The organism is Enterococcus sp. AAFC-DPL-5182 (assembly GCF_058216605.1).
The window spans coordinates 3,650,502-3,677,296 of sequence record NZ_CM177101.1 but is presented as its reverse complement, the minus strand read 5'-3'; the positions used below and the strand labels follow the sequence as shown (position 1 = coordinate 3,677,296).

Sequence of the window (26,795 nt, the reverse complement as noted above, 5' to 3'; positions counted from 1 at the left end):
ATTATGTATGCTCATTATATGCAACATTCAACGACAGATTGTGGAATCGCCTCGTTAAAAACAATCTTAAAACAGTTACGAGTAAAAATTGGTAGTGAGAATGAATTATATGAACATTATAGTATTAAAAAAACACAGGGACTTTCTCTAGATGAAATGAAAACCATTTTAAAAAAGTACGGAGTGAATTCTAGTGCGTATGGTGTTACGGATTTTGAGAAGTTAAAAAAAATTGAAAAACTACCTATGCTCTTGGTCGTGGAGAATGATGGCGTGGGTCACTATATAGTTGTTCATGAGATAAAGGAGGACCAATCATTTATAGTCTCTAATCCTGCAGAAAGCACTCTAATGGAGTACGATGAAGCCTATTTGAAATCTATATTTTTAGGCTATGCTTTATGTATTGCAGATTCTAGCCCAGTTGTTACAAGCAAATCAAAAAAGAGATTCAGAATGAATAATGAAGAATCGAGTCTGGGTAAAAGGCTTTACAAGGAAGTAATGCAAGAGATTTCTTATAGTTTAAAAGTGAAAATGATTGGGTTGATATTGCTAAAATATCTACTTCCGATAGTGACAACTTTTCTGATTCAAGGGACACTATCATCAAACAGACTACATTCTGTCCCTGTCTTTGTTTTTGTAATTTCTGTAGCCATAATGTTGATTTTAGGATTCTATAAAATCAACATTATGGAAGGCAATCAAAAAGTTGCGCTTGAAAATAAAATACAAGAAAAGATTTTAATGAAGTACTACGCTCAAAAAGTTAGTGATATCAAATCAGGAGGCAATAGTGATAATATAACTGGCTATTTTTGGAATTTGTTTGGTTCAGTTTCGGGTTTATTGGAAAAATTTTATTTTAAACTCAATTTATGTTATGTGTTGTTATTGGCAAGTATTGTTTTTAGTATCACTCCCCTATTATTTGGTGTATTAGTTTTCTGGATTGGTTTATTTTCTTATTTTTTAAAAATGAAAGTGGACACTATCAGAAACAATGAGAAAGATGTTATTGGGAAATCATCGGCTTTTTCATTCTCTGTTGAAAATAATATAAAGAGCTCATTTGATATCAATTTATTTTCTAAAAATAAAGAAGCTGAGAACTTTGTTCAACAAAAAATCCAAGATTATTTTGAAAGCAAAAATCAAATGGTTAAGAATGATTTGAAAATAGCTTCAACGTTTCAAGTTTTTTCAACGCTAATTTCAATCTCAACATTTGTTGTATTTGGAGTTAATGCAGCACTTCATGCAGGAGATACAACTAGTTTATTAAATGATTCAAATGGTATTTTGATCATCTCTATTATACTTAGTTCGGTTGCTCCAGTCCTGCAATCGTGGTTGAGCTATCAAAAAAGTGCTATTGCGATCGACTATATTCAAAGTGGTGAAGATTATACGGAACAAGCAGAAATTTTAGAGAATGTATTAGATGTTCCCAAAATTACAACTATTGATGTGAAGAATTTGGATTTTTCTTACGATGAGAAGAAAAAGATGTTCAAACAATTCAATACTCGGTTTGAAGCTGGGAAACTATACACTCTTATTGGGGATAATGGTTGTGGCAAATCAACACTCATTAATTTACTTTCTGGGGTGCTAGATCCAGATTCTGGCACATTGATTGTTAATGATTGTGTCGAGAAGCGGTCATTTAAGAATACTAACATTAGAGAGTATATTAGCTTGTATTCACCTGAATTCAGTTTATATGGAAATACTGTTGGTCGTAATATCCGCTATAAGGTATTTAATGAGCATTTGACGACAGAGGAGAAGTCTCACTATGATGACTTACTAGATTTAAAGTTGCCAAATAATTATTTAATTCAAAGTGATGGTCGAAATTTGTCTCAAGGTCAAAAGCAAAAAATTCTGTTAATGAGAGCTTTGTATCAAGATACGAGCTTATATATTTTTGATGAACCAACTGGAAATTTAGATAGTGCGTCTAAGCAGAAATTTATGAATTATATCAAAAAACTAGCGAATCACGAAAAGAAGATCGTGATTGTAATAAGTCATGAATCAGATGTTTTAGAATATGCTGATGAAATCATCAATATAAAAGAAAAAAGACAAGGAGGGAAAGAATGAAAAACAAGACAGGGATATTTATGCTCTCTATAGTTGTTGTTGTATTCTTTATGATTCTAACTGCGACTAAATCTAGTGCTAGTATAAAAGACAATACAATATCTACCCAGCAAATCGAAGATACTATTAAAAATGAAGAGGATGCATTCATTTTAGTAGGAAATCGAAATTGCACTTCATGTCAAAAGTTTCTCCCAATACTAGAGAAAGCAGCGAAAAAAACAGATACTGAAGTTTATTATTTGGACACTGAAAATACTAGCAATAAAAAATTTATTACTAGTAACAATGTAACAGTGACACCGACAATACTAGTAATCAAAGAGGGGAAACTAACGCGTTATGAAGGTGCTCTGGAATACGAAGCAACAAAAAACATTCTTGAAAGCGGGGAAGTGAAATGAAGTTAAAGAGGGTAGCAGTCGTTTTGGCAGTAATTGGGTTATTTAGTCTAAGTGGGACAGCATATGCGTTAAAGATGGATAATGATAAAAAGGATGAGCAATTGGTAGTAGAGCAGTCTAATTATCCAGATATATACAATACAGTGGATTCAATTACATTTGATAGCTTTAAAGAAAAAATTGAGAGAGAAGAGGATTTTTACGTTTATGTGGGTCGGCCAACATGTGGGGATTGCAATGATTTCGAGCCAGAATTTATTAAGTTAGTAGAAGAAAAAAAGATAACACAACGAATATTTTATCTGAATGTCGCAAAGGTTAGAGAAAATGAAGAAGAGTGGGCAAAATTCAAGGTGGATTACAACATTATGTATACACCAACACTAGCTAAATATAGTAAAGGTATTTTGACAAGCAAAATAGAATGGACACCTGAAAATGGAATATCCCTGCAAAAAGTCGCAGAGTGGATAGATATAAATATTGCATCAGAAACAGTATAAAAATAACTACTAAGTTATTAAAAATATAAAAAGAGGAGGAAAAGCAGATGAAAGAATTAACGAAAAACGAAGCGAAAACAGTAGAGGGCGGATTGAGATTTTGTTTCTTCTATTGGAAAGGCTGGGGCTTCTTCTGTAAATAAAAAGAAGGAAGCAAGTTAAAAAGCATAAGAAATGGAATGAATATAAAACAAACATAAAAAGAGGAGGAAAAAAGATGAAAGAATTAACGAAAAACGAAGCAAAAACAGTAGAGGGTGGATTGAGATTTTGCTTCTTCTATTGGAAAGGCTGGGGCTTCTTCTGTAAATAAAAGAAGTGATCAAGTAAAAAGGTATACAAAAACGAAATTAATGTAAAACAAGCATAAAAAGAGGAGGAAAAAAGATGAAAGAATTAACGAAAAACGAAGCGAAAACAGTAGAGGGTGGATTGAGATTTTGCTTCTTCTATTGGAAAGGCTGGGGCTTCTTCTGTAAATAAAAGAAGTGATCAAGTAAAAAGGTATACAAAAACGAAATTAATGTAAAACAAGCATAAAAAGAGGAGGAAAAAAGATGAAAGAATTAACGAAAAACGAAGCAAAAACAGTAGAGGGCGGATTGAGATTTTGTTTCTTCTATTGGAAAGGCTGGGGTTTCTTCTGTAAATAAAAGAAGTGATTAAGTAAAAAGGTATATAAAAACGGAATGAATATAAAACAAGCATAAAAAGAGGAGGAAAAAAGATGAAAGAATTAACGAAAAACGAAGCGAAAACAGTAGAGGGTGGATTGAGATTTTGCTTCTTCTATTGGAAAGGCTGGGGCTTCTTTTGTAAATAAAAAGAAGGAAGCAAGTTAAAAAGCATAAGAAATGGAATGAATATAAAACAAGCATAAAAAGAGGAGGAAAAAAGATGAAAGAATTAACGAAAAACGAAGCGAAAACAGTAGAGGGCGGATTGAGATTTTGTTTCTTCTATTGGAAAGGTTGGGGCTTCTTCTGTAAATAAAAAGAAGGAATTAAGTTAGAATTGAATTGTTGAATAAAGTAAGTAAAAAGATAAACGCTTTAGTATTTTATTCATAGAAGATACAAACGCAACCTTGTTCATTAGGTACAGGTTGCGTTTTTTGTTTGTAATAGTAACGAACAGTATGATGAGATAAGTTGATTTTTTAGTGTATCATCTTTAGGCTATCTTGACTTTTAGTTTTTCACTCATTATTGAAGGGATCTTTTATTGTAGGCAAATCAATATCATTATTTTTTGATTCGGCTTATGATAAAGAAAAAAGAGGTGAAGGAATCATGGAACATAATTACGAAAAAGCGATTTTTGCTGGTGGATGTTTTTGGTGTATGGTAAAGCCTTTTGACTCTCAACCAGGCATTATTTCTGTGGTATCAGGATATACAGGTGGACATGTTGAAAACCCAACTTATGAACAAGTTACAACAGGAACAACGGGCCATACAGAAGCAGTTGAAATAACGTATGATCCTACGATTATGTCATATGAAAAACTAGTGGAAACTTACTGGCAACAGACAGATCCGACAGATGCACTAGGACAATTTGCAGATCGCGGTGATTCTTACCGTCCTGTTATCTTTTATGCAAATGAAGCGCAAAAAGAAATTGCAGAAAAATCAAAAGCAATACTACAAGAAAGTGGTCGCTTTACTCAGCCAATCGTTACAAAAATTGAACCTGCTAAACCTTTTTATCCAGCAGAGGACTATCATCAAGATTATTATAAAAAACACAGTGTACACTATAATCTATATAGAGAAGGTTCTGGTCGTGCTGGTTTTATTCGGAAGAACTGGAAAGATAAATAACTGAGAGAAACGAGACAAAAGTAAACATGTGCTTTTTGTCTCGTTATTTATTTACAGAGCAATACAAAAAATAGTCCAATACTTAAAAAGGGGACAAAGGGAAGATGTTTTATTTTTTTCTTTAAAATATATCGGTAAAACAAAATAAAAAGTAATCCGCTGCTACTAGCGCAGAATAGTAAAAAGATAAGTGACTCACTTCCTAAAAGTGCACCCCATAAAGTTAATAGGATGATATCTCCACCGCCTACTGAATCAGGAAAGAGATAGTTTAATCCATGCAAAGCAAAAAAAGAAATGCCGCTTGTAAAAAGATAAAACGGCCATGCTAAATAAAAGCGCCAAATACATAGTAAAACCGCGAGTGGGAAAAAAATTTTAGGCTCAACGATCAAATAAAAAATATCTGTTAAAGACAAAACTACTGCTGTAAATAAAAAGCAAAGAGAGTACAGTGGATAACTAGATTTGAACGCGACAAAAGAGCAAAGAAGTCCACAAATTATTTCACTACAAAAATAAACAAATGGTAATTTATGCCCACAATAACGGCAGCGAAAACATAGAAAAATAATAGAAATAACCGGAATCAATTCAAAAACTTTTAACTTCGTCTGACAGAAGGAACAATGTGACGCTGGAAATAGAATCGATTCCCCAAGAGGAATTCGTTCAGCAACTAAACAAAGAAATGAACCTATCACACTACCAAAGATAAAATAAATAACCAACATATAAAAACTCCTTTCATAAATAAGTACGCAAAAAAATGTCTTTTTAACTAGACAATTCTTTTTTTATTCGGAATAATGAAAGTGAGAAATGAGGCGAGAAGATGGAAAAAATAGCAATCGGAGTAGATATTGGTACGACGCAAACAAAGGCTGTTGCCTTTAGGGAAGATGGAACAGTTCAAGATTCTGCTTATGTACGTTATCCACTCATTCAGGAAGCAGAAGGCATGGCAGAACAGGATATAGAGCAGATATTTCAGGCGGTGGTTACTTGTATCAAACAAGTTGTGGCTAAAGTGCAGCCATTGGAAATTTCAGTTGTGTCTTTTTCCACGGCAATGCATGGGTTGATCGTCATGGATAAAAATCATCAACCTCTGACAAGGGTCATCACATGGGCCGATAATCGTGCGGAAAAATATGCGGAAGAACTAAGAGATACCGCTTTGGGGAAAAATATTTATCAAAATACAGGATTACCGATGCATCCAATGACTCCTTTTCATAAGATTCGTTGGTTAAAAGAAGAATGTCCAGCAATCTATGAGCAAGCTGAGACGTTTATTGGAATGAAAGAGTATGTATTTTATCGTTTGTTTGACCGATATATTACAGATATTAGTACCGCTTCGGGAACAGGATTTTTGAATATCCGCGACTTGAATTGGGATCAATTAGCTTTAGCCGAGATGGGAATTACAACTGATCAATTACCATTATTAGTAAAACCAACTCATCAACTATCCGGATTAAAAGCTGAGTGGATCGAACAGTTAGGTTTGACTGCACAAACAGTTTTTGTGTTGGGGGGTGCGGATGGTCCATTATCTAATTTAGGATTAGGTGCTGTGGCAAAAGGAACTGCAACATTGACTGTTGGAACGAGCGGTGCTTTACGTTATATCGTGGATAAACCTCAGACCCATCCGCAGGAGGAAACTTTTTGTTGTGTGCTAGACGAAAAACATTGGGTGATCGGAGGCGCAACAAGTAATGGCGCTGGGATTTTCGATTGGGCTTGCGAAAATTTATTGAAAGAAGTCCAAGCGGAAGCTCGTGCAGCGGGGAAAAATCCTTATGATGCTGTGATGGATCTTGTGAAGGCAACACCTATTGGGGCTAAAGGACTATTATTCCAACCTTATTTGTTGGGGGAACGTGCTCCTTTGTGGAATGCAGAAGCTACAGGTAGTTTTGTTGGATTGAAGCGAAACCATGATGACAAATTGATGATGCGTGCAGTAGTTGAGGGGATTTGTTTGAATCTGAAACGTATTTTAACAGAGTTAGAAGAGTTAGGCGGAACAGTTAAAGAAATTCGAGCCACAGGTGGTTTTGCTGATTCAGAAGTATTCAAACATGTGATGGCTGATGTTTTGGGTCAAAGTCTTTCGTTAACGGAAAGCGTGGAGGCTTCAGCTTTCGGTGCGGTTTTGTTAGGTTGGCAAAGTCTTGGTAATATTACTGATTTAAAAGTAGCGAGTGAACAAGTAGAAATTTATGAAACACTTGAACCTAATAGTGAAAACAGTCAAGTTTATCAACAGATTTATCCACTGTTCATAACTACACAGCAACAATTATCCGCCAGTTATCACCAATTAGCGAAACTAAGAGCAGACTTAGAATAAATTTTTTTGACAAATAACTATGAACTTGCTTTACTAGTAGTAAGAGAACGGAGGAAAGGAAATGAAAAAGTTATGGATCACCTCGTTACTCGTAATGGGAATAGTGCTGACAAGCTGTGGTTCCAAAGGTATCTCAGCAGAAGATGCGGGTGAATTATTTGTTGATCGTCTTGTTTATCAAAAAGAAGAACAAAAATTTGCAAAAGAATTTCGAGATGGCGAGCAAGTGGGTAAGGAATTAGATGAAAATAGTAAGACTTTTGAAGAGAACTTTGCTAAAGGTTTATCCTCTACAGGAGCGAAAGTTCCAGAAAAACAGGCAGATCAACTAACAAAGGAGCTTTTACAACAAGCAAGGGAAAAAGCAACTTATAAAATCGTTCAAATAGATGAAACAAAAAAGGGCGCAACAATCACTTATTATGTCACTGGACTGGATCTAGTAAGTGCAATGCAGGAAATGACAAGGCAGTTAGTGAAAGAGACCTTAGCTGATACTGAAATAGCGAAAGATGAGCAAAAAACCCTAGATGCTACGTTTTCCATTCTCGAGGAACGGGTCAAAGCAATTAAAATAAAAACAGATCCAGTAGAACTAAAATTACGCTTAGAGAAGGAGAAAGGGAAGTGGTTTGTGCCAAATGATCAAAAACAGGCAGTATCTAACTTATTTCTGGCGTTCATTTCTGGCTCGAAAGACGTAAACACAATGAATAAAGAATTACAAGAAGCATTAAATGAAGTAGCTAAAGAGATTCTGGATTCATTAGACACTATACCGATACCAAACAGTAATTAATCTTTTTAGTTTATAATTATTATTAAATGAGAAAAGTTATAAAAATGAAGATTTTAGTGTACTTTTTTGTGGTTTCGTACTACAATTGTATATAGATAAAAATTTAGGAGGATGATGTATAATGAAATTTGAACAAACTAAAGAAGTATTGAACCAACTAGTTGCAGATTTAAGCCAGTTTTCAGTGGTAATCCACCAAACTCACTGGTACATGCGTGGCCCAGAATTCTTGACATTACACCCTAAAATGGACGAATACATGGATCAAATCAATGACCAATTAGATGTTGTATCTGAACGTTTGATTACACTAGATGGCGCTCCTTACTCAACATTACAAGAATTTGCGGACCATACTGGTATTGAAGATGAAATCGGCACATATGAGCGTACAATTCCTGAACGTATGGAAAAATTAGTTGAAGGCTATCGCTATTTAGCTGACTTATACCAAAAAGGAATTGATGTTTCTGGTGAAGAAGGCGATGACTCTACACAAGATATCTTTATTGCAAACAAAACAGATATCGAAAAAAATATTTGGATGTTGCAAGCAAAATTAGGTAAAGCACCTGGTATTGATGCAGATTCACGTGCAAAAACTCGTTAATCAAAAAAATTGAAAGCTGATGGAAGATAGTATGCTATCTTTCATCAGCTTTTTTAGTTTTTTTCACTTTCTAGTTTTAACTTACTGCGTTCAATTGCGGCCGTTACTTGGTCAAATCCAGTACCGCCATATGAGTGTCGACGCTCGATTGCGGTCTTTGATGCTAGAGTTTGGTAGATATCAGAGTCAATCAATGGCGTAATAGCTTGATATTCTTTTAATGGAATATCTTGTAAATAAATGCCTTGTTTGGTACAGTCCAAGACTAATTTCCCTACGACTTCATGTGCTTGCCTAAAAGGCATTCCTTTACTTGCAAGGTAGTCAGCCAACTCTGTTGCGTTTGAAAAATCCTTCTCGGTCGATTTTTCCATCATTTCCTGATTTATTTTCATGGTCTCTACCATACCTGACATGATTTCTAAACTAGTCAAAATCGTGTGAGACGTATCAAACATACCCTCTTTGTCTTCTTGCAAGTCTTTGTTATAAGCTAACGGCAAACCTTTCAAAACCGTTAAAAGGCTGAATAAATTGCCATATACGCGACCTGATTTCCCCCGAATCAATTCTGCCATATCTGGGTTCTTTTTTTGAGGCATGATTGAACTACCAGTAGAAAACGTGTCCGTCAATTCAATAAATTGAAATTCATGACTGCACCATAAAATGATTTCTTCACAGAATCGAGAAAGATGCATCATTAGAATGGAACTATTACTAAGAAACTCTAAGATAAAGTCCCGATCACTTACACCATCAAGACTATTTTCATAGATTGAAGAAAAACCTAGCAATTCAGCTGAATAAGCCCGATCGATTGGAAACGTTGTGCCGGCCAAAGCTGCACAACCCAAGGGAGAAATATCGATACGCTTCAAACTTTCTTTAAAACGCTCTTGATCCCTTGTCAACATGCCGTAATAAGCCATCATATGATGTGCAAATGAAATCGGTTGTGCATGTTGTAAATGGGTGTAGCCAGGCATAATAGTCTCTATATTTTCTTCGGCTTTGTGGACTAAAACTTGGCGAAATGAGTGAATCTTTTCAATAACTTCTTGGACGATTTCCTTTAAGTAAAGATGCATGTCTGTGGCGACCTGGTCATTTCTACTACGACCTGTATGTAGTTTGCCAGCAACTGAACCAATTTCATCATGTAGATGCTTTTCAATATTTAAATGGATATCTTCATTTTCTATACTGAAGGTGAGGTCACCAGCAAGCAGTTTTTCTTGAATCGTAGTTAGTCCAGAACTAATTTGTTCAGCTTCTTCTGCAGTTAAAATTCCTGTTTTTGCTAACATTTTTACATGAGCTAAACTTCCAGTGATATCTTGTTTTGCTAATTTTTGATCAAAAGGAATCGAAGCCCCAAATGCATCGATCCATGCTTCACTTTTTCCTTCAAAACGTCCGCCCCATAATTTTTCCATGATACACACCTCATTTTTGTATTATTATTCAGTGGAATAAGAAAGAGGTCATCTACTTCCCGATGCAGATAACCTGTTTGCTTATTAAGTGACACTAGAAGTAACTATTTCGTTAAATTCCTGTTCAACTTTGTAACGAGTTTGGCACACCTATAAAGACGTACGATTTCCTTATTTCGATCCGCAAATCGAAAAGAAATTCTCCTTAGATAAGTCTGTTTAATAGGTGGATTGGATAACCTTATTTACAAACCTGTAAAAGTTATCTCACAGTAGTTTCAACCTAGGTAAAATGAGATTGTTGCTAGTTATTTTTGTATAGAGAGGCTTGGACTTCAGCATTTACCTTAGTCGGAAGTCCCCAGAGTTTAATAAAACCGACAGCCGCATCTTGATCAAAAGTATCAGCTGATGTATACGTTGCTAAGTTTTCATTGTATAAGCTATTATCAGATTTACGTCCCTCAACTACGGCATGTCCTTTGAATAGTTTTACTCGAACTACACCATTTACATACTTTTGTGTAGATTTTAAGAAGGCAATCAGAGCATCTGTCAACGGGTTGAACCATAATCCATCGTAAATTATTTGTGATAATTGATTTTCGATGATTGGTTTGAAGTGTGCTACTTCACGAACAAACGTTAAATCCTCAAGCTCTTTATGAGCAGTCATCAACGTAATCGCTGCCGGGCACTCATAAACTTCACGAGATTTGATCCCAACTAAGCGATTTTCCACATGATCGATCCGACCGATTCCGTGCTTACCAGCTAAATCATTTAACTCTAAAATTAAATCGGATAACAGCATTTTTTTCCCGTTGATAGCTGTAGGTACACCCTCGACAAATGTCAACTCAATAATATCTGCTTCATCAGGAGCATTCTCTAAGCTAGCGGTTAATTCATAAGCCCCTTCTGGCGGAGTTGCCCATGGATCTTCTAAAATGCCGCATTCATTAGCACGTCCCCAAAGATTTTGATCGACTGAATAAGGATTATCTAAATCGGCGGGAACCGGCACGCCTTTTTCTTTGGCATAATTAATTTCTTCTTCACGGGACCATTTCCATTCACGAACGGGTGCAATAACGTTCAGCTCAGGTGCAAGGGCATTGATCGCAACTTCAAAACGAACTTGATCATTCCCTTTTCCTGTACAGCCATGAGCAATTGTTGTTGCACCAGTTTCGTGTGCCAACTCTACTAATTTTTTAGCAATCAGTGGGCGGGATAAAGCGGAAACGAGTGGATAAGATTGTTCGTAAAATGTATGCCCTTGTAAAGCGATCAAGGCAAACTCTTGCGCAAATTCTTCTTTAGCGTCAATGGTATAAGACGCAGAAGCACCGACTTCTAATGCTTTATTTTTGATGAAGTCTAAATCTTTTTTTTCACCGACGTCTAAACAGCATGCAATCACATCATATCCTTCGTCGACTAACCATTTAACAGCAACAGAGGTATCTAATCCCCCAGAGTAGGCTAAAACAACTTTTTCTGTCATGAGTAACACTCCTTATTTTCTAATTGTCTTTTTTGATTGTTTTCATCATATCACTTGAAAATACAAAAATCAACCATTTTTATAAATAAATATGCATAAAAATGAAATGAAAAGGAATAATATACATTTTCGTTTAGAGAGATTACGTAATATACATTACGCATTTTTTGAAGGAATCGATTTGATAGTGCAGATATTTTTTGGATAAGAAAAATATGGCGAAAACTGCAGAAATTCATTGACTTTGCTAGTGATAGAAGGTATCATATTAAATGGTATTGTTTGCCCCACAATGAGCCCCGGAAACTCAAGTGAATGTCAAACATCGAATAGAAAATTGGAGGAAAGAATCGTGCGTACAACATATATGGCCAAATCTGGCGAAGTAGAACGTAAATGGTATGTAGTAGATGCGACAGATATCCCAATGGGACGTCTATCAACTGTAGTTGCTTCTATCTTACGTGGAAAAAATAAACCAACATTCACACCACATGTGGATACTGGAGATTTCGTAATTGTAATTAATGCTGATAAAATCAAATTAACTGGTAACAAAGCAAGTGATAAAATTTACTACCGTCACAGCCAATACCCAGGTGGGTTAAAATCTGTTACTGCTGGTGAATTACGCGATAAAAACTCTCGTCGTTTAATTGAAACTTCTGTAAAAGGTATGCTTCCTAAAAACACTTTAGGCTGTAAACAATTTACTAAATTAAACGTATACGGTGGAGCTGAGCATCCACATGCTGCACAACAACCAGAAGTATTAGATATTACTAACCTAATTTAAGGAGGGAAATTCATTGGCTCAAGTACAATATAGCGGCACTGGCCGTCGTAAAAAATCTGTAGCTCGCGTACGTTTAGTACCAGGTACTGGTAAAATTACTGTAAATAAAAAAGACGTTGAAGAATATATTCCACACGCTGACTTGCGTGAAGTTATCAACCAACCATTTGGTGTAACTGAAACTAAAGGCGCTTATGATGTAATGGTAAACGTTAATGGTGGAGGCTACTCTGGTCAATCAGGTGCGATCCGTCACGGAATCGCTCGTGCATTATTAGAAGTAGATCCTGACTTCCGCGGAGCTTTAAAACGCGCTGGACTTCTTACTCGTGATGCCCGTATGGTAGAACGTAAAAAACCAGGTCTTAAAAAAGCCCGTAAAGCTTCACAATTCTCAAAACGTTAATTGTTGGAGTCGTTGCGAATTTATTCGCTTACGAGTACCATTCAATTGTAACATTTCAAGACACTTTCCATTTTTTGGAAGGTGTCTTTTTTTGATTTAGTTAAGAGTTTAATTTGCCCGTCTATATTCTTCAAAACGTTCATTTCTATGCCCGTAAACTTTTCTAAGTATATTAGAAGTTTCTGCCTGACCGAAAAGAAATTTAATAATTGAACTATTGATTACGTGATTTAGTAAATCTAAAACAAATGCTTGTCTTAAGCTTTGAGAAGGAATGTGAGGAACCCTATATTTTTTATTAATTGAAAAGGTCCCTGAACGATTTTTATAGAGTAACATCTTTTCGCTGTTTTTATTCTTTATTTTTTTATTTTTAAGTCAGGTATATTTTTTTATTTGTCGCGTTTGTTATCCACCCAATGATGTTATAATTGTTATGACTGTTTAATTGTTAACGGTAATAATTAATAGGAGTGTGAAAAAAATGGGAGAAACGGTCAGTACAGATGGAAATGCAGTTGCTAAATTTGCTGCGGATATTTTAGCTGCAAAGGGAAATATTAATTTTAAGCCAACAAATAGCATTAATACATCTACAAGTCCAGCAACAAATGAGTTAAAAACATTGATGACTTCTTTTCAGCAAACAATTGATACCTATAAAACGTGTTTAGCTACAGAAGTAAGAAATGTTCAAGCCGTACATAATGCAATTGAAGAAACGGATCAAAAAATAAAAGATAGCATAGCAACAACGATGCAAGCATGAGGTGGAATAGATGGATAAGAATTTATTTAGCTTGCGTATGAAAGTAGAGGAAGCAGAAGAAGATTTCAACAGCTTGAAAAAGAAAACTGGAGAGATCCCATTTGCTTATGAAGAGTGTCAAAAAGCAATCAACCGACAAAAAGAGATATGGGAATGTGTCCTACATTATTCTAAAGGGACAGATTCAGAAAGACAAGTCTATCAAAAATTAGATGAACTGGAAGAAAAGCAGTTTATGAAAAAGCTGAATTACTATATGAAGAAACTAGAAAGGAGGGCTCCGATGAAAATAATGTATGAGGAACTAAGTGATGTAAAAAGTAGCATTCGTTCGGAACGTTTAAATGCTGTAGGTAGTTTTAATTCTGTGACAAGTTCAATAGATGGATTAGCTGGAAATAGAAATTTATTAGGTGGTGGTTGGGTTTCAACTGTGAGCCATCTCCAAGCGTATCAAGAGATAGACAAAGCACTATTCAACGTTTATTATGAGATGGACAACAGTTTAAATAGCTATTTAACAGATTTTGTTGGTGAAGTTGGCAAGACAGATGAAGTATTAGACACAGATGATTTGGAAGGATTGCTTAGAGATTTACAAACTGCTCAAAATGAATATACTAACTTAATGAGTGATTTGGCTAAGTCGATGAAGAATGTTCCTGTATTAGGTGATTTTTTTAAACAACAGAGTATTGATCCTATTAAAGAAGATATTGAGATTTTACAGAAATATCAAGCTTTTGAATCTAGTCATGCCTCTCATTATTCGGAATTATCTAGTTTGATCAGTGATGTAAACACAGGATTAGCACAATTAGGTAATCCAGCAAATTTTCTTAATCCAAGAGACGGATATAGAATTGTTGATTATGGTAATCAACAATGGTTTAAAAATTTAAAAGGATATAATGATAGCCAACCAAAAAGTCGTGTTGAAACGGTGACAGAATTAGATGTTGCTGGAAATGTTGTCTATGTTGTTTATACAAATGGTGTAAAAGATGAGAAGCTAACAGCTCAACTAACAGAAGCAATGAAAGAAAGTTGGCTTGATCGAAGCATAGATGCGGTTGCTCAATTTTTGGATATTGTAGGGAATGTTGTGAAGACAACATTAGGTGTGGTAACGACAATTACAGGTATTATTGGGACGATTGGTGGCTGTGCCGTTGTAACATTAGCAACGGGTGGTGTAGGAATACTTATTGATGGTGTGATAGTGACGGAAGGTGTAATAGTAACGACAGCTGGCGTTGCGTTAACTGTTGATGGGGTTAATGGATTAACAACGAGTAATTTTGCTTCTAAAGGAGGAGCAGGAGAGCAACGTAGTTTAAAGAAAATAGATGGAAACAAAGCCGCAAATAAACAAGCAAAAAAACAAGGATATGATGATGCTCATGATTTTAAGGAATCGTTTGTGGGTGAAAATGCAGTCTCAAAATTTGATATTTTGTATGATACTGTTACAGGACAAATTCTTTTAAAATCACAGCGAGGGAATATAATTATAGAAACTGGACATTTCTTTATAAAATAGATGGAGGAACTTATGAAATTACCAAAAATAAAAATTAGCTTAGTCGCTGATGGTAAAGATTTTAACTTAGAAAATATGACACAAAAATTAGAGGTACAACCAACAAAAGTTAGAACTAAGGATGATTGGCCAGATGCAATAAAAAATAATCCCGATCTACCTGATGAATATAAACCAAGACATAATTGGTGCTATAGTAAAACGTTTGAAGAGATGTATGATTTTACTTTAGCATATCAGGAGATATTAAGTAAATTTAGACCTAAAACCAGTATTCTGAAAAAAATGTCTACAGATGAACAAATTAAATATGCCGTAGTATTATCAATAGATTGTTATGATGGAGATTTTCCTGCAATGGTTGTAGATTCAGCAATGGTTCATTTCTTAAGTGAAATTGATGCTGAAATCAGTTTTGACATCATTACCTATGAAGAAGATTCTGAAAGTTAGCATTATTGCATGGTTAAGGAATATTTTGATAGAAAAATGGAAAGAAAAGCTCATTTAGTTTATAAAATATGATATAAATAAGGTTTATTAATAAATTAAGAATGAATAGGCATTAGATAAAAGAGGAGTTTATCTGTGTCTATTTTTATAGTTTAAAGTACGCCATTAATATTAGATGACTTAGAAGTTTTTTTGATCAATAGTAATGTTGACAAAAAGCACCTAAAGGGATAAAAAGAGCCGATAAAGAATTTAATGATGTAGAAGATGCGCAAGATCATATCCATTTCGATGATTCTAGGTGGACTCTAAACAGAGATGGTTCAGGAGGCATAATTCTAGTGGTCAGCCACCAAAACTGACTAAGAAGATATTAAAATGGTTACAAGATATAGGTTGGAAACTACCTTAATATGAAGGAGTAATAACATGGAAAATATAGATGAATTTATTGCAGAGTGGCAAGATAGTTCTAGTGAAGTTTATTCAGACCACATAGATTTTTTTATAAATAAAACGACATTTGATTATAAAGACTGTTTAATGGTTATGAAGGAAATGAGAAAAAAACTAAACGCTCAAGGGTTCGACAAAATAAAAATAATGATAAAAATACAATGTGGGCAATCGAAAAAAATGCAAATCTGGGGAGAAAATTTTTGGAATTTGGTAGATGCTACCTTAACTCCACCAGAACTTTTTATAGGGGAAAAATTTCCAAAGGATTCTTGGTCGAATTGTCATAAGATTAATCATTCAAATCAAATAGAAGGTATTGAAAATTATATTGTTTCTTATCCTGTTGAAGATGGATTCATTAGATGCCTTAATTTAGTAGAAAATGAGGTGTCGTATGTATAATGTTGCTAATTTTTTAGAAAAAGTAGAAAAGAAAAGTAGTAAGCGGATATCTGCAGATGATGTGTTGAATAAAGATATATTTACTTATAGAGAACTAATATCATTAATTAATAGTTTTGTTGTGAATTTAAAGAATGAACAATTTATAGAATGCCAAATCTCATCAGAAACAGAAATAGATACAGGCAGTAAAGAAGCTTTACTAGATGCACATGTAGATACAGAGTGGTCTATTCCAGATATTGAAATTAATGAAAACTTAGTGTGGTATCCTCAAAAAAATGAAACAACTATAGAACTTGACGAATTATCAGAATCACTGATTGCTATTTACTCTTCTCAATTGGATTATTGTTTAACAATAGTATCTAAAGAAGTTTTTTATAATAGGCAAGTTTCAGATATGGTTCAGTCGTTATTAACTGATATTTCTTTTGGAGATATTAATTTGGTTGATAGTGGGAAGCTCATTGGGGAGAAAAAACTTAGAGAAATTGTAGATTATTTAATCAAATTAGATTATGTTTTTGTAGTCAGAAAAAAACTGGTTAAAGATATGGAAGAAATTATTATGGAAAATACTGTTGATTGGGAAATTATAGAGAACTATAGTATTGAATTTACAAAAAAAGGTAGGGAAGATTATTCAAGTAATGTTCTAGGTATTGAAGTAATGAGATTTATGAGTTTAATATATGTTCAATATGTTAATGAACAAAATATGTTTAAAAAATAACCACAAAAAAGAGCTACAGCCAATATGTTAGTAAATCATAGTGGCTGTAGCTTTTTTTGTGAAGATGTTGTGTTCAGAGTCTAATAGAATAACATGGTTATATTCTAACTGTTGGTCTTGTTTTTAACACTTCAATTTTTTTCTCTAAAGGAGTTGTACTGACTAAGAAATCTTAATAAAAGGTATTGAAAATATAAGAGCTGTAATGAAATTCTCTCATATTTGTTTCTTACCTTGTGGAACAACATTTCTGTTATTAAAAAATTTATTTAGCACAGCTAAGGCTTCTGTCCATGAATAAATTTGATTGAATGTATTTTTCAATTGATACATATCTTGATATGAAATTTCCTTAATTAGGTGGTTGCTTTTTGTTAAAATTATCTCTGTTCGTTGTTCTGTCATGATGTATTTTCTCCTTATTTTTTACATTGCTTATATAAGCAATAAAGGGAGAGGTTTTTATGAAGGAGATAATATTTGAAATAAAAATTCATAGCTTACTAAATTTAATTAGAATTTCAGAAGCTTTGGATATAGATGATATTATTCAACTAAAGAATATTGGGTAAATTTATCTAGCAAGTAGACGTTTATAATGTATAATAGTAGTGTAGTCAAAATGTAAATACATATTGACTATATAAAAGTGAAAATATATTTGTAAACGCTATATTTCGTTAATATAATGAGTGCGAATTGAAAGTCTGTGACTACTTTGTTCAGTCGATACAAGTTGAAATTAGTAGTAAAATACCTTGATATATGTTGAAAATTATTACATCGGGTAGATGATGCTAAAAATAGTTGGTTTTTAAAGTGAGTTTTCCTTCATAGATATTCAAAATTACATTAGTATACCATAAATTACTATCCATAGAGTGTACACAGTAACTGATAAAGGTAAAATAATAATTTAATTAGGAGGTTAAAATGAAGTCAGCAATGTATAAACAAACAATTAATCGTATTATTGAAGCTATGAATGATGATTCTTTAATTATTTTTGTTGGAGCTGGAGTATCGGCTAATTCAGGACTTCCTAGTTGGAATCAACTTATAAACGAGTTAAGAATAGAGTTATCGCTTGGAGCTAATGAAGAAGATAATTTAAAAGTTGCTCAATTCTATTATGATACTTGGGGGCAACAGAAATATTTTCAGAAAATTTCTGATATTTTTGGGGAATACATGAATGCAGGACCTAACGAAATACATGAGCATATTCTAAAAATACAACCAAGACATATTATAACAACAAATTATGATACTTTACTTGAAGAAAAATTAAGTAAAGGTATCACAAAATATAGTATTATTAAAAGTGACGATGATATTCCGTATACGCAAGGAAATAGGCACCTGATAAAAATGCATGGCGATTTGGATAGAAAAAATATTGTTTTAAAGGAGAATGATTATTTAGACTATGAAAATAACTTTCCAATGATGTCTACTTTAGTAAAATCATTGATAATGAATAATACTATCTTATTTATAGGTTACTCATTGGGAGATAGCACATTTAATTCAATTTTTAGACTAATTCATAACAGTTTAGGAGATCATACAAAAAAATCTTATTTCTATACACCCAATCAACCTAGAGAAGCTGTTATTGAGTACTATAAGAAAAAGGGTATCCATGTATTATCGAGTGAAAAATCTGATATTTCTAATGAAAATCTGGGAGTATCTACTGTTGAATTTCTATCGGAAATATCAAGTAATAATAAGAACAAGAAAGTTGTTAATTATAAAGAATTGTGGGGAAATATCAAATTTTTAGATAAACTTAGTTTTGTAGAATCAAGAGATGTTGTTAGCCATATAAATTTGGAAAAAAGTGCCTATCTTTATACTCCATACAGCTACAGTTATAGTCTAAATGATACGGAAAAGCTAGTATTTGAATTACCAGAAGATAGTAAGGCAAACAAATTTTTGGAAAATAAAACGTGGATAACTAATTTTTTAGGAGTAGAGATTAATCATTTTGAAGAAATTGAAAGTAATGCTGTTTTAAAACCTGCTTTTGATTTGTATAAGTTAAATAGAAATAACGAAGCCAAAGCGAAGTTTAGAGAAATATCAAATGAAGCATACAGTAAGCAAGATTATTTGAATTATATGATTGCAGAGTTTAATGTATCTAAAATAGTATTTGATGGGTTCGAAGAAAAACTTGAATTAGTTCAAAGTATTGTGAATGCAGAACTTAGTGAAGTAATAGATAAAATAATAGATAATTCAAAAAATGATATTAAAAAAAGTGCTATCTATTTCAGAGATACAATTCTAAATTTTAATTTTGTCTATAAAAAAATGTACAAAATAAATGAACTGTTAGATAAATTGAAATCAGAGCATAATACTGTGAAAAATGGTGGCTTTTCATATAATAATAATTTTAAATTATTAAAATATGAGTTTCACTCATTTATGCAATTTGTAAATAAAAATTGCATCTGTGTTGGACACTATAAAGAGTTTCAGATGATAGTTAACAGATATTTTGAAAGTTTACTGGTCGCATTTGCTAATTCAAACAATTTAAATCCTGAAGATGACACTTTTGCTCAGGCTTCATCAATGATAAATGCAATTGAGATGAATGATGTAGAAGAACTAATTCCATATATAGATTTAAAACTATTACCTATTTATCAGGGTAACTATACTTTTAAAACAATTAAAATAACTGAAGAAGCGTTTGGTTATATTCTAGATACAAGTTTAGTGTTATGTGGTGATGCTAAGAGTCATTTTGACAAGAATGTTTCGCTGCTGAAGCAATATATAACTTTTTTATCTTATGTAGACATTGAAGGTTTTAATTATAGAAAAGTAATTGATTTATTTTGTAAATACCCAGTTTATTACAATAATAGAAATGAGTGTAGGGCTATTCTATCTATGTTAATAACTCAAAGCGATAATTTTACAACAGAAGATGTTCCGGATATAGTTAAATGTATCAATAGACATATAGAAATTATAATGAGCAAGAATCATGAATTACATTTTGCAAACTTTGATCAATACAGAAATATATTAGAAGTACTAAAAAAAATAGATGAAAATGTAGAATTAAATATAGAAAACGTTTTTGAAGAATTTTTAATTTTTAATACAGTAAAAGAAAAGTTGCGACATATAGAAAAGTATAAGGGATATTTATCTGATTTTTACAATTATTTAGGAAAACCAGAACGTAACTTAGTTAACAAAATATTGAATAAATATTCCAAATTACCTTCTAATGGAAAATCGTATAGCTTCATTATCAGTTTAATTGAGTCTGGAATAAATAATTTTAATAAAATTAAGGATGATGTTTTCTCTGATATAATTGAACGGATAAAAGTAGAAGAAACTGAAGGGATTAGGTATTATCCAGACAAAACAGAAGTTGCTACATTGGAATTGTTTAATTTAATTCAACAAGGTTATTTGGATAGGAAGCAAATCAGGAGCAAAGAAATAGAAGAAAGAATGATAGGCCAATCTCCAATAGTTGATTGGATACTATTTGACATAAGATCAGATGAATTAATTGAAAAATTATTAAAAATCATGAATTTTTCTAAATTAAAAGAATTGTTATGTGATACAGATGAAGATAAAAAAATTATAAATAGTTGGGCAATAAGACAACTTGAATCAGGTAAAAAAGATTTATTATAATTTATAGGTGGAGATTCAGAGTATTCTATTCAGCTCGCAGTTTTTTTCTAAATCACGTTTAAATTGTTGAAGTCGTTGCGAATTTATTCGCTTACGAATACAATATGGGGCGGAGATTTCGCAAGAAATTGAGTACCATTTAATTACAATATTTATGACACTTTCCATTATTTTGAAGGTGTCTTTTTTATTTTTTTCTTGTAACTAGATGTTAGTTTATAAACTGCTAAGGATTTAAACATTATAATCTAGCTTGAAAAGAGAGAAGAACATTATTTAAAGCTAGACGGAACCCGCATTGTATACTACTATGAGAATGATAAATAGATTTCACTAAATAGACGAAAGACTTGGGGGATTTGTTGTGAAAAAAATGAAAAGAACTATTTTGTTAGGTGTTTGCATTGCATTTTCAGGCTTATTAGTAGGGTGTAATAATTCTGGTAAATCAAGCGTGGGTACTGATAAATCATCAGCTAGTATGAAAGCAACTACAGAGTTGACTACTAGTATTAAAGAAACTAAAGAAACCACAGAACAAACTACGGAACAATCAAGCACAGTTCAGGACACAAAAGAAACAGATCAATCACATGAACAGGTAAAAGAAGAGCAAGTAAATGAAGTGACTGAAGAAATGAATCTCTCTCAAATTCAACAAGGAGATTATTCGAGCCTTAATGGAATTTGGGAAAATGGATTAGGTAATACAATCTTTGTGGAAAACACTACAATGAGTTTTACAGACATTTCTAACCAGAAACAAGCAGCGGAAATAAATGGGTTAAACGTAAATATTCCCACTTTGAATTCACCTGACGGGACACCTGAGTTAGTATCTTTTATGGGAGATAATAATAAAGTTCAATCGTATGAACAGCAATTAGGAATTGAAGAGAATCAAGGATTTATTTCTTTAAAAAGTAGTCTGCCAAGTGCAGTAATCTACGTATCATTTTTACCAAAAGGGATAGTGGGAGACCTACTTGAAGGAGATAGCACCAGAGATAAAATTGTTGCTGTGGGTACCCAAAATACCGCTACATCAGTTCGCGCAGAGTATGTCTATTACAAAATCGACTAGATATGTGTTAGGGAATTAAAACAATGCATTCAAAAAAATTAGTATGCATCTGTAATGAGATACTGCGATTTCTTTATGAAGTGCCCACAAAAAATGGGTGCTTTTTTTGTTTAATATCCTGACAAAAATCAAAAGAAAAAGCGCTCCATTTTAGTGAGCGCTTAAAACAACTTATTCTATCATAGCCTTATTTCTCTTTATAAAAATCCTTCAAAATCTCACGCACTTCATCCGTCGATTTTGTCCCCATCAATTTAACACGCAAATCACTTGCGCCAGGAAAACCCTTTACATAAATCTTAAAGAAACGATGCAAGCCAACGATCGAGCGTGGCACCATTTCAGCATACTGATCCTGTAAATCAAGCTGCATCTCCAATAATCCAAGCAATTCTTGAGATGAATGCTCTTTTGGTTCCTTTTCAAACGCATAAGGATTTTTAAAAATCCCGCGACCGATCATAATTCCATCTACGCCGTATTGCTCCGCAAGTTGTAACCCAGTTGTGCGATCAGGAATATCGCCATTGATCGTAATGAGTGTTTGAGGGGCAACACGATCACGAATTTCCATAATTTGAGGGATCAAATCCCAATGAGCATCGACTTTACTCATTTCATTTCGTGTTCGCAAATGGATAGATAGGTTCGCAATATCTTGTTTTAATAAGTGGGTGATCCACTCCTCCATTTCGGCTATTTCTGCATAACCGATTCGCGTTTTGACGCTGACGGGGATACCTCCTGCTTTTGCAGCTTCAATCAGCTCAGCGGCAACTTCTGGTCGTAAAATAAGACCGCTTCCTTTTCCACGACCCGCTACATTCGGAACTGGACAGCCCATATTGATGTCAACGCCTTTAAATCCCATGTCAGCTAGACCAAGACTCATTTCTCTAAAGAATTCTGGTTTATCCCCCCAAATATGAGCGACCATCGGCTGTTCATCTTCGGTAAAAACGAGACGTCCACGTACGCTCTCCTTACCATCTGGGTGGCAATAACTATCCGAATTCGTAAATTCAGTAAAAAAGACATCGGGTGCGCCAGCTTCTTTCACAACATGGCGAAAGACAACATCTGTCACATCTTCCATTGGTGCTAAAACAAAAAAAGGCTTTGGTAGTTCTGCCCAAAAATTATTCATCATTCTATAATCTCCACTCTATTACTTTCGGTTACGATCTGAAAAACATAATCATTATACTAATAATAGTAGAAAGAATCAAAGGGAAGATTTGCTCAGCTAAGATGAGAGCTAGTATTGAGAACCACAAAAATTGGTAATAGTGGGAATCGATAGTTTGCTTATTTTTAGTAAGTATAATATACTAACGTTATCAGTTTAGTCCTAAACTATGAAGGAGGTTCAATCAATGGAAAAGTTATCGATTTCAGAAAAAGTAAAATTAAGTTGCTGGATGTCCATTTTGCAGTTCGTTCAAAAGAGCAATCTCCAGTCGAATGAGTTTCTTAAACAATATGACTTAAATGCTTCAAAATTTGATATGCTCCATCAAATTCAGGAAAATCAACCTATCACGCAAAAAGAACTAGGAGAGAAGTTACTGATCTCTAAGGGTGGAGTTTCTCAAATGATCAAGCAATTTGAGTCGGATGGTTGGATCACGCGTCGACAAGAATGGAAGGAAAAATACATTTCCTTAACCGATAAAGGACAAAAACAACTAGATAATTGTTTTATTGCACAAAGTAAGCAGCAGGCAGCAGCGTTTGATAATTTAACCAAACAAGAAGTTCTTCAACTAGCAAAAATCAGTAAAAAGTTGATGAAGTGATAACTATATCAAGATAATGAAAAAGGAGTGCAGGAAAATGAACAAAAAAATGAATGAAAAATTCGGTATTGATTCCTCAAAAGGGATGGAAATCGGCTTGTATTCTTTAGGCGATTACGTTACAAATCCAATGACAGGAAAAAGAATCAGCGAGCAGCAACGAATCAATGATATTATCGAAGCAGCGAAATTTGCTGATGAGGCAGGAATCGATGTATTTGGTGTTGGTGAGAGTCATCAAAGCCACTTTATCGGACAAGCCAACCAAGTGATTCTATCCGCAATCGCGGCACAAACCAAAGATATCAAAATTTCTAGTTCAGTCACCGTTTTAAGTACCAATGATCCAGTCCGAGTTTATGAAGAGTATGCAACCTTGGATTTAATTTCAAACGGTCGTGCTGAAATCGTGGCTGGTCGAGGTTCTCGTGTTGGTGTTTATGAGCTTCTGGGATTTGACTTAAAAGATTATGAAGAACTATTTGAAGAAAAAATGCATTTGTTAAAGCTATTGAATGAAGCTTCACCAAATGAACGAATGAATTGGGAGGGTGCATTCCGTGCCCCGCTAAAAAATGCAGAAATTCTACCACAACCTGTTCGTGGTCATTTACCTATTTGGAGAGCGGTAGGTGGACCGGCGGACAGTGCAATAAAAGCTGGATTAGATGGGATTGCCATGATGTTGACGACATTAGCTGGACCTGCTCCGATTTTTAAACGAGCAGTAGATGCTTATCGATTATCTTTAACAGAGGCAGGTTATGATGAGAAAGAATTTCCGCTTGCTACTACAAGTTTATTTTATGTTGCAGAGTCTGGCAGCCAAGCGCGTAAAGAGATGTATCCATTTTTAAATGCTGGCTGGAGTGCGATTCGGGGTGGAACGTATCCGAAGCAGCATTTTGCCCAATCAGCTGATAGCAGAGACACATTGATGGTTGGTGGTGTTAATGAAATTATCGAGAAGATGCTCTATCAATATGAATTATATGGACATCAACGTTTTATGGCACAAATCGATTTTGGTGGAGTGCCGCTTGATCTTGTGAAGAAAAATATTGAATTGATTGCGACGAAAGTGATGCCAGAAGTTAAAAAATATACGAAAGAGTAGGGTGAGCTTTTATGAAAATCGTAGCAGTCATCGGTTCCGCTTTTGGTAGTAAATCAAGGGTAGCCGTAAATTATACAATGAATAAAATAAAAGAAGTACGAGAAGATGCTGAAGTTGAAGTGATTGATTTTTCTGAAATACAATTTCCATTCGCTGATGGTCGGGAATATTTTCAGCATGAAGGTGAAGTTGGTATTGCGTTGAAAAAAATCATGGAGGCAGATGGCTTGATTATTGGAACACCGATTTTTCAAGCATCGATGCCTGGAACGTTGAAAAATTTATTTGATATGTTGCCAGTCAATGCTTTCCAAAATAAAGTAGCAGGAATGATCGTCACAGCTGGATCAGAGAAACACTTTTTGATCCCTGAGCAACAAATCCGCCCTGTTTTAAGTTATATGAAGGCGAATTTAGTGCCGAACTATGTATTTATTACAGAGCAGGATATTATTCGAAAAGAAATTAAAAATCCTGATATTGAATTTCGTTTGGATCGATTCGTGGATGATTTCTTCTTATTGTTGGATACGTATCAAACAATGATTCAGCAAAAAGAAGCAGAATATGATTTTTAAGAGACGATAATAGAATTTATACACTTTTCTTTTTAGAAGAGTGTATTTTTTTATCCTAAAAAGTGGCAGTTAGCACGTGTATAAAATGGTATCATGAGAGTAACATATCAACTAAAAAATAAAATCATATTTCAGGAGGCTCATAATATGGAGACATGCGACCAAAACAATTTAAAAAACTTGATAAAGGAATTTCTAACGGATCAAAATTGTTTGAAAACGTATGAACACTGTATTTCAGTAGGCGATTATGCATATGAATTAGGGAAAAAATTTTTAGATGAACCATATAAAGCACGAGTTGCAGGATATTTACATGATATTTCAGCTATTTACCCAGATGATCAAAGAATCGATGTATCCAAGAAGATGGGGATCGAATTATATCAAGAAGAATTAGAGCTTCCTATGATTATTCATCAAAAAATCTCAAAGGAAATTGCGTTAAATGAATTCAATGTGACGGATCCAGCAATTCTGTCTGCTATTGAATGCCATACGACGTTAAAAGAGGAGTATTCTGATTTAGATTTAGTTGTATTTATTGCCGACAAAATAAAATGGGATCGAAAAGGTGAACCGCCGTATCTTAACCAACTTATGGTAGCTTTAGACATTTCTTTAGAAGAAGCGGCCTACTGCTATATCGACTATCTGTTAAATCATGACATTCAAGTGATTCATCCATGGTTAAGAGAAGCTTATTTGAAATTAAAACATCATTAAGCAAGTTCCTCTTTACTATTTTTTATTGTATAAGGAAAACGAAAAAAGTTCTCTAGTAACGTTGGTTACTAAAGAACTTGAACCGTGTGTTAACCTCAAGCATTTATCTTGTTATCAGCTGAGAGGCAAATTGAGTTGCCGCTGATTCTTGAACCGAGCTCCTGCATGATTTTCAATGCTTCTAATAATTCCAAACCCAAACTGCTCAAACTGTATTCAACTTTAAGTGTATACGTATGGGTTTTATCAGGAGGTGTCATACCACCATAAAAAGAAGATAATTCATTTGATTGATTGGTCCCGAGTGGACTGTGCTAACTATTGATCCTTGAGTGAAATCAAGTGCTGTTTGGCTTTCATTTGCGGATAATTCTGCTCTTGTTAAGTCAGAGATGACCCAGTGGATCCATGGAAAACCTTTGGTTGCAGCAAAAGCATCTATGTCATATAAAATGACAGCATAACTTTTAGTATTTTCAGGTGCATTTTCTATTTTAAAAGGGATAGAGTAAGTAGGCATTCCATTTTCATTAAATTTTGTTCCGTGTCCGCCATAACTATCTAAAAAGTAACCATTTTCAATTGCTGAACTGCTGATATTCATCGTATCATCCTTTACTGAATTATTTGTACATTCATCATAAAGGAAAATACTAAGCTTGAAAATCA

General features: G+C 33.8%; 26 protein-coding genes. 20 read left to right on the top strand and 6 right to left on the bottom strand.

Annotation, left to right across the window (positions count from 1 at the left end; translation table 11 throughout):
• Window positions 1–3 precede the first annotated feature (3 nt).
• The 4 genes from AC4BB7_RS17260 to msrA all read left to right on the top strand — a co-directional run bounded on the left by AC4BB7_RS17260 (window position 4) and on the right by msrA (window position 4,848).
• Window positions 4–2,115, top strand: coding sequence for an ATP-binding cassette domain-containing protein (locus AC4BB7_RS17260; protein ID WP_490483894.1), 2,112 nt, complete (start codon window positions 4–6; stop codon window positions 2,113–2,115).
• The gene (locus AC4BB7_RS17255) at window positions 2,112–2,519 is read left to right on the top strand and encodes a thioredoxin family protein (protein ID WP_490483893.1); all 408 of its coding nucleotides are present in this window, start codon (window positions 2,112–2,114) and stop codon (window positions 2,517–2,519) included. The genes AC4BB7_RS17260 and AC4BB7_RS17255 overlap by 4 nt, the downstream gene beginning before the upstream one ends.
• Entirely contained in the window at window positions 2,516–3,022 is a 507-nt protein-coding gene (locus tag AC4BB7_RS17250) for a thioredoxin family protein (RefSeq protein WP_490483892.1), read from the top strand. The genes AC4BB7_RS17255 and AC4BB7_RS17250 overlap by 4 nt, the downstream gene beginning before the upstream one ends.
• A gap of 1,292 nt (window positions 3,023–4,314) precedes the next feature.
• Window positions 4,315–4,848 (top strand): peptide-methionine (S)-S-oxide reductase MsrA, encoded by a 534-nt coding sequence (msrA, locus tag AC4BB7_RS17245; protein ID WP_490483891.1) that lies wholly within the window; start codon window positions 4,315–4,317, stop codon window positions 4,846–4,848.
• A 47-nt stretch (window positions 4,849–4,895) separates the two neighbouring features.
• Here the strand turns inward: msrA and AC4BB7_RS17240 are convergent, their stop codons facing one another.
• Window positions 4,896–5,582 (bottom strand): prepilin peptidase, encoded by a 687-nt coding sequence (locus tag AC4BB7_RS17240; RefSeq protein ID WP_490483890.1) that lies wholly within the window; start codon window positions 5,580–5,582, stop codon window positions 4,896–4,898.
• 101 nt (window positions 5,583–5,683) lie between these two features.
• Between AC4BB7_RS17240 and AC4BB7_RS17235 the strand changes: the two genes are divergently transcribed.
• The 3 genes from AC4BB7_RS17235 to AC4BB7_RS17225 all read left to right on the top strand — a co-directional run bounded on the left by AC4BB7_RS17235 (window position 5,684) and on the right by AC4BB7_RS17225 (window position 8,622).
• Window positions 5,684–7,213 (top strand): gluconokinase, encoded by a 1,530-nt coding sequence (locus AC4BB7_RS17235; RefSeq protein ID WP_490483889.1) that lies wholly within the window; start codon window positions 5,684–5,686, stop codon window positions 7,211–7,213.
• A gap of 61 nt (window positions 7,214–7,274) precedes the next feature.
• On the top strand, window positions 7,275–8,012 hold the full coding sequence (locus tag AC4BB7_RS17230) for a DUF5105 domain-containing protein (RefSeq protein ID WP_490483888.1): 738 nt from the start codon (window positions 7,275–7,277) through the stop codon (window positions 8,010–8,012).
• Window positions 8,013–8,133: 121 nt separating this feature from the next.
• The gene (locus AC4BB7_RS17225) at window positions 8,134–8,622 is read left to right on the top strand and encodes a Dps family protein (protein ID WP_086314665.1); all 489 of its coding nucleotides are present in this window, start codon (window positions 8,134–8,136) and stop codon (window positions 8,620–8,622) included.
• 53 nt (window positions 8,623–8,675) lie between these two features.
• On the opposite strand, the gene argH is transcribed toward AC4BB7_RS17225, so the two are convergent.
• Window positions 8,676–10,061: an argininosuccinate lyase gene (gene argH, locus AC4BB7_RS17220; protein WP_490483887.1), complete on the bottom strand. Its 1,386-nt coding sequence runs from the start codon at window positions 10,059–10,061 to the stop codon at window positions 8,676–8,678.
• 304 nt (window positions 10,062–10,365) lie between these two features.
• Window positions 10,366–11,571 (bottom strand): argininosuccinate synthase, encoded by a 1,206-nt coding sequence (locus AC4BB7_RS17215; protein ID WP_490483886.1) that lies wholly within the window; start codon window positions 11,569–11,571, stop codon window positions 10,366–10,368.
• Between the two features lie 349 nt (window positions 11,572–11,920).
• Here AC4BB7_RS17215 and rplM point away from each other — a divergent pair, with 349 nt between their 5' ends.
• The 7 genes from rplM (at window position 11,921) to AC4BB7_RS17180 (ending at window position 17,135) form a co-directional block, all read left to right on the top strand.
• Window positions 11,921–12,367 (top strand): 50S ribosomal protein L13, encoded by a 447-nt coding sequence (gene rplM, locus AC4BB7_RS17210; RefSeq protein WP_490485167.1) that lies wholly within the window; start codon window positions 11,921–11,923, stop codon window positions 12,365–12,367.
• A gap of 13 nt (window positions 12,368–12,380) precedes the next feature.
• Window positions 12,381–12,773: a 30S ribosomal protein S9 gene (rpsI, locus tag AC4BB7_RS17205; protein ID WP_010771970.1), complete on the top strand. Its 393-nt coding sequence runs from the start codon at window positions 12,381–12,383 to the stop codon at window positions 12,771–12,773.
• Between the two features lie 484 nt (window positions 12,774–13,257).
• On the top strand, window positions 13,258–13,542 hold the full coding sequence (locus tag AC4BB7_RS17200) for a hypothetical protein (protein WP_490483885.1): 285 nt from the start codon (window positions 13,258–13,260) through the stop codon (window positions 13,540–13,542).
• 10 nt (window positions 13,543–13,552) lie between these two features.
• Window positions 13,553–15,085, top strand: a complete 1,533-nt coding sequence (locus AC4BB7_RS17195; protein ID WP_490483884.1) for a T7SS effector LXG polymorphic toxin — start codon at window positions 13,553–13,555, stop codon at window positions 15,083–15,085.
• Between the two features lie 12 nt (window positions 15,086–15,097).
• Window positions 15,098–15,538, top strand: coding sequence for a DUF4279 domain-containing protein (locus tag AC4BB7_RS17190; protein ID WP_490483883.1), 441 nt, complete (start codon window positions 15,098–15,100; stop codon window positions 15,536–15,538).
• Window positions 15,539–15,967: 429 nt separating this feature from the next.
• Window positions 15,968–16,399 carry a hypothetical protein gene (locus tag AC4BB7_RS17185; protein WP_490483882.1) on the top strand — a complete coding sequence of 144 codons (432 nt, stop codon included), beginning with the start codon at window positions 15,968–15,970 and terminating at the stop codon, window positions 16,397–16,399.
• Window positions 16,392–17,135: a hypothetical protein gene (locus AC4BB7_RS17180; RefSeq protein ID WP_490483881.1), complete on the top strand. Its 744-nt coding sequence runs from the start codon at window positions 16,392–16,394 to the stop codon at window positions 17,133–17,135. Before AC4BB7_RS17185 ends, AC4BB7_RS17180 begins: the two co-directional genes overlap by 8 nt.
• A gap of 216 nt (window positions 17,136–17,351) precedes the next feature.
• On the opposite strand, the gene AC4BB7_RS17175 is transcribed toward AC4BB7_RS17180, so the two are convergent.
• Window positions 17,352–17,540, bottom strand: a complete 189-nt coding sequence (locus AC4BB7_RS17175) for a hypothetical protein (RefSeq protein ID WP_490483880.1) — start codon at window positions 17,538–17,540, stop codon at window positions 17,352–17,354.
• A 528-nt stretch (window positions 17,541–18,068) separates the two neighbouring features.
• Between AC4BB7_RS17175 and AC4BB7_RS17170 the strand changes: the two genes are divergently transcribed.
• A complete protein-coding gene (locus tag AC4BB7_RS17170; RefSeq protein WP_490483879.1) occupies window positions 18,069–20,822 on the top strand; it encodes an SIR2 family NAD-dependent protein deacylase in 2,754 nt (917 codons plus the stop codon).
• 373 nt (window positions 20,823–21,195) lie between these two features.
• The gene (locus AC4BB7_RS17165; RefSeq protein WP_490485166.1) at window positions 21,196–21,906 is read left to right on the top strand and encodes a DUF6287 domain-containing protein; all 711 of its coding nucleotides are present in this window, start codon (window positions 21,196–21,198) and stop codon (window positions 21,904–21,906) included.
• A 187-nt stretch (window positions 21,907–22,093) separates the two neighbouring features.
• On the opposite strand, the gene AC4BB7_RS17160 is transcribed toward AC4BB7_RS17165, so the two are convergent.
• Window positions 22,094–23,056, bottom strand: coding sequence for a tRNA dihydrouridine synthase (locus tag AC4BB7_RS17160; protein WP_490483878.1), 963 nt, complete (start codon window positions 23,054–23,056; stop codon window positions 22,094–22,096).
• A 226-nt stretch (window positions 23,057–23,282) separates the two neighbouring features.
• Between AC4BB7_RS17160 and AC4BB7_RS17155 the strand changes: the two genes are divergently transcribed.
• The 4 genes from AC4BB7_RS17155 (at window position 23,283) to yqeK (ending at window position 26,126) form a co-directional block, all read left to right on the top strand.
• A complete protein-coding gene (locus AC4BB7_RS17155) occupies window positions 23,283–23,705 on the top strand; it encodes a MarR family winged helix-turn-helix transcriptional regulator (RefSeq protein ID WP_490483877.1) in 423 nt (140 codons plus the stop codon).
• Window positions 23,706–23,742: 37 nt separating this feature from the next.
• Window positions 23,743–24,822 (top strand): LLM class flavin-dependent oxidoreductase, encoded by a 1,080-nt coding sequence (locus AC4BB7_RS17150; RefSeq protein ID WP_490483876.1) that lies wholly within the window; start codon window positions 23,743–23,745, stop codon window positions 24,820–24,822.
• 11 nt (window positions 24,823–24,833) lie between these two features.
• A complete protein-coding gene (locus AC4BB7_RS17145; protein ID WP_490483875.1) occupies window positions 24,834–25,400 on the top strand; it encodes an NADPH-dependent FMN reductase in 567 nt (188 codons plus the stop codon).
• A 147-nt stretch (window positions 25,401–25,547) separates the two neighbouring features.
• A complete protein-coding gene (gene yqeK, locus AC4BB7_RS17140) occupies window positions 25,548–26,126 on the top strand; it encodes a bis(5'-nucleosyl)-tetraphosphatase (symmetrical) YqeK (protein ID WP_490483874.1) in 579 nt (192 codons plus the stop codon).
• Between the two features lie 256 nt (window positions 26,127–26,382).
• Here yqeK and AC4BB7_RS17135 read toward each other — a convergent pair whose 3' ends face one another.
• A complete protein-coding gene (locus AC4BB7_RS17135; RefSeq protein WP_490483873.1) occupies window positions 26,383–26,730 on the bottom strand; it encodes a YbhB/YbcL family Raf kinase inhibitor-like protein in 348 nt (115 codons plus the stop codon).
• Between the last annotated feature and the right edge of the window lie 65 nt (window positions 26,731–26,795).

Bases quoted from the DNA above. Each gene is read 5' to 3' on its own strand.
- AC4BB7_RS17260 (WP_490483894.1), top strand. From the start codon at position 4: ATGTATGCTCATTATATGCAACATTCAACGACAGATTGTGGAATCGCC.
- AC4BB7_RS17255 (WP_490483893.1), top strand. From the start codon at position 2,112: ATGAAAAACAAGACAGGGATATTTATGCTCTCTATAGTTGTTGTTGTA.
- AC4BB7_RS17250 (WP_490483892.1), top strand. From the start codon at position 2,516: ATGAAGTTAAAGAGGGTAGCAGTCGTTTTGGCAGTAATTGGGTTATTT.
- msrA (WP_490483891.1), top strand. From the start codon at position 4,315: ATGGAACATAATTACGAAAAAGCGATTTTTGCTGGTGGATGTTTTTGG.
- AC4BB7_RS17240 (WP_490483890.1), bottom strand. From the start codon at position 5,582: ATGTTGGTTATTTATTTTATCTTTGGTAGTGTGATAGGTTCATTTCTT.
- AC4BB7_RS17235 (WP_490483889.1), top strand. From the start codon at position 5,684: ATGGAAAAAATAGCAATCGGAGTAGATATTGGTACGACGCAAACAAAG.
- AC4BB7_RS17230 (WP_490483888.1), top strand. From the start codon at position 7,275: ATGAAAAAGTTATGGATCACCTCGTTACTCGTAATGGGAATAGTGCTG.
- AC4BB7_RS17225 (WP_086314665.1), top strand. From the start codon at position 8,134: ATGAAATTTGAACAAACTAAAGAAGTATTGAACCAACTAGTTGCAGAT.
- argH (WP_490483887.1), bottom strand. From the start codon at position 10,061: ATGGAAAAATTATGGGGCGGACGTTTTGAAGGAAAAAGTGAAGCATGG.
- AC4BB7_RS17215 (WP_490483886.1), bottom strand. From the start codon at position 11,571: ATGACAGAAAAAGTTGTTTTAGCCTACTCTGGGGGATTAGATACCTCT.
- AC4BB7_RS17200 (WP_490483885.1), top strand. From the start codon at position 13,258: ATGGGAGAAACGGTCAGTACAGATGGAAATGCAGTTGCTAAATTTGCT.
- AC4BB7_RS17195 (WP_490483884.1), top strand. From the start codon at position 13,553: ATGGATAAGAATTTATTTAGCTTGCGTATGAAAGTAGAGGAAGCAGAA.
- AC4BB7_RS17190 (WP_490483883.1), top strand. From the start codon at position 15,098: ATGAAATTACCAAAAATAAAAATTAGCTTAGTCGCTGATGGTAAAGAT.
- AC4BB7_RS17185 (WP_490483882.1), top strand. From the start codon at position 15,968: ATGGAAAATATAGATGAATTTATTGCAGAGTGGCAAGATAGTTCTAGT.
- AC4BB7_RS17180 (WP_490483881.1), top strand. From the start codon at position 16,392: ATGTATAATGTTGCTAATTTTTTAGAAAAAGTAGAAAAGAAAAGTAGT.
- AC4BB7_RS17175 (WP_490483880.1), bottom strand. From the start codon at position 17,540: ATGACAGAACAACGAACAGAGATAATTTTAACAAAAAGCAACCACCTA.
- AC4BB7_RS17170 (WP_490483879.1), top strand. From the start codon at position 18,069: ATGAAGTCAGCAATGTATAAACAAACAATTAATCGTATTATTGAAGCT.
- AC4BB7_RS17165 (WP_490485166.1), top strand. From the start codon at position 21,196: ATGAAAAGAACTATTTTGTTAGGTGTTTGCATTGCATTTTCAGGCTTA.
- AC4BB7_RS17160 (WP_490483878.1), bottom strand. From the start codon at position 23,056: ATGATGAATAATTTTTGGGCAGAACTACCAAAGCCTTTTTTTGTTTTA.
- AC4BB7_RS17155 (WP_490483877.1), top strand. From the start codon at position 23,283: ATGGAAAAGTTATCGATTTCAGAAAAAGTAAAATTAAGTTGCTGGATG.
- AC4BB7_RS17150 (WP_490483876.1), top strand. From the start codon at position 23,743: ATGAACAAAAAAATGAATGAAAAATTCGGTATTGATTCCTCAAAAGGG.
- AC4BB7_RS17145 (WP_490483875.1), top strand. From the start codon at position 24,834: ATGAAAATCGTAGCAGTCATCGGTTCCGCTTTTGGTAGTAAATCAAGG.
- yqeK (WP_490483874.1), top strand. From the start codon at position 25,548: ATGGAGACATGCGACCAAAACAATTTAAAAAACTTGATAAAGGAATTT.
- AC4BB7_RS17135 (WP_490483873.1), bottom strand. From the start codon at position 26,730: ATGAATATCAGCAGTTCAGCAATTGAAAATGGTTACTTTTTAGATAGT.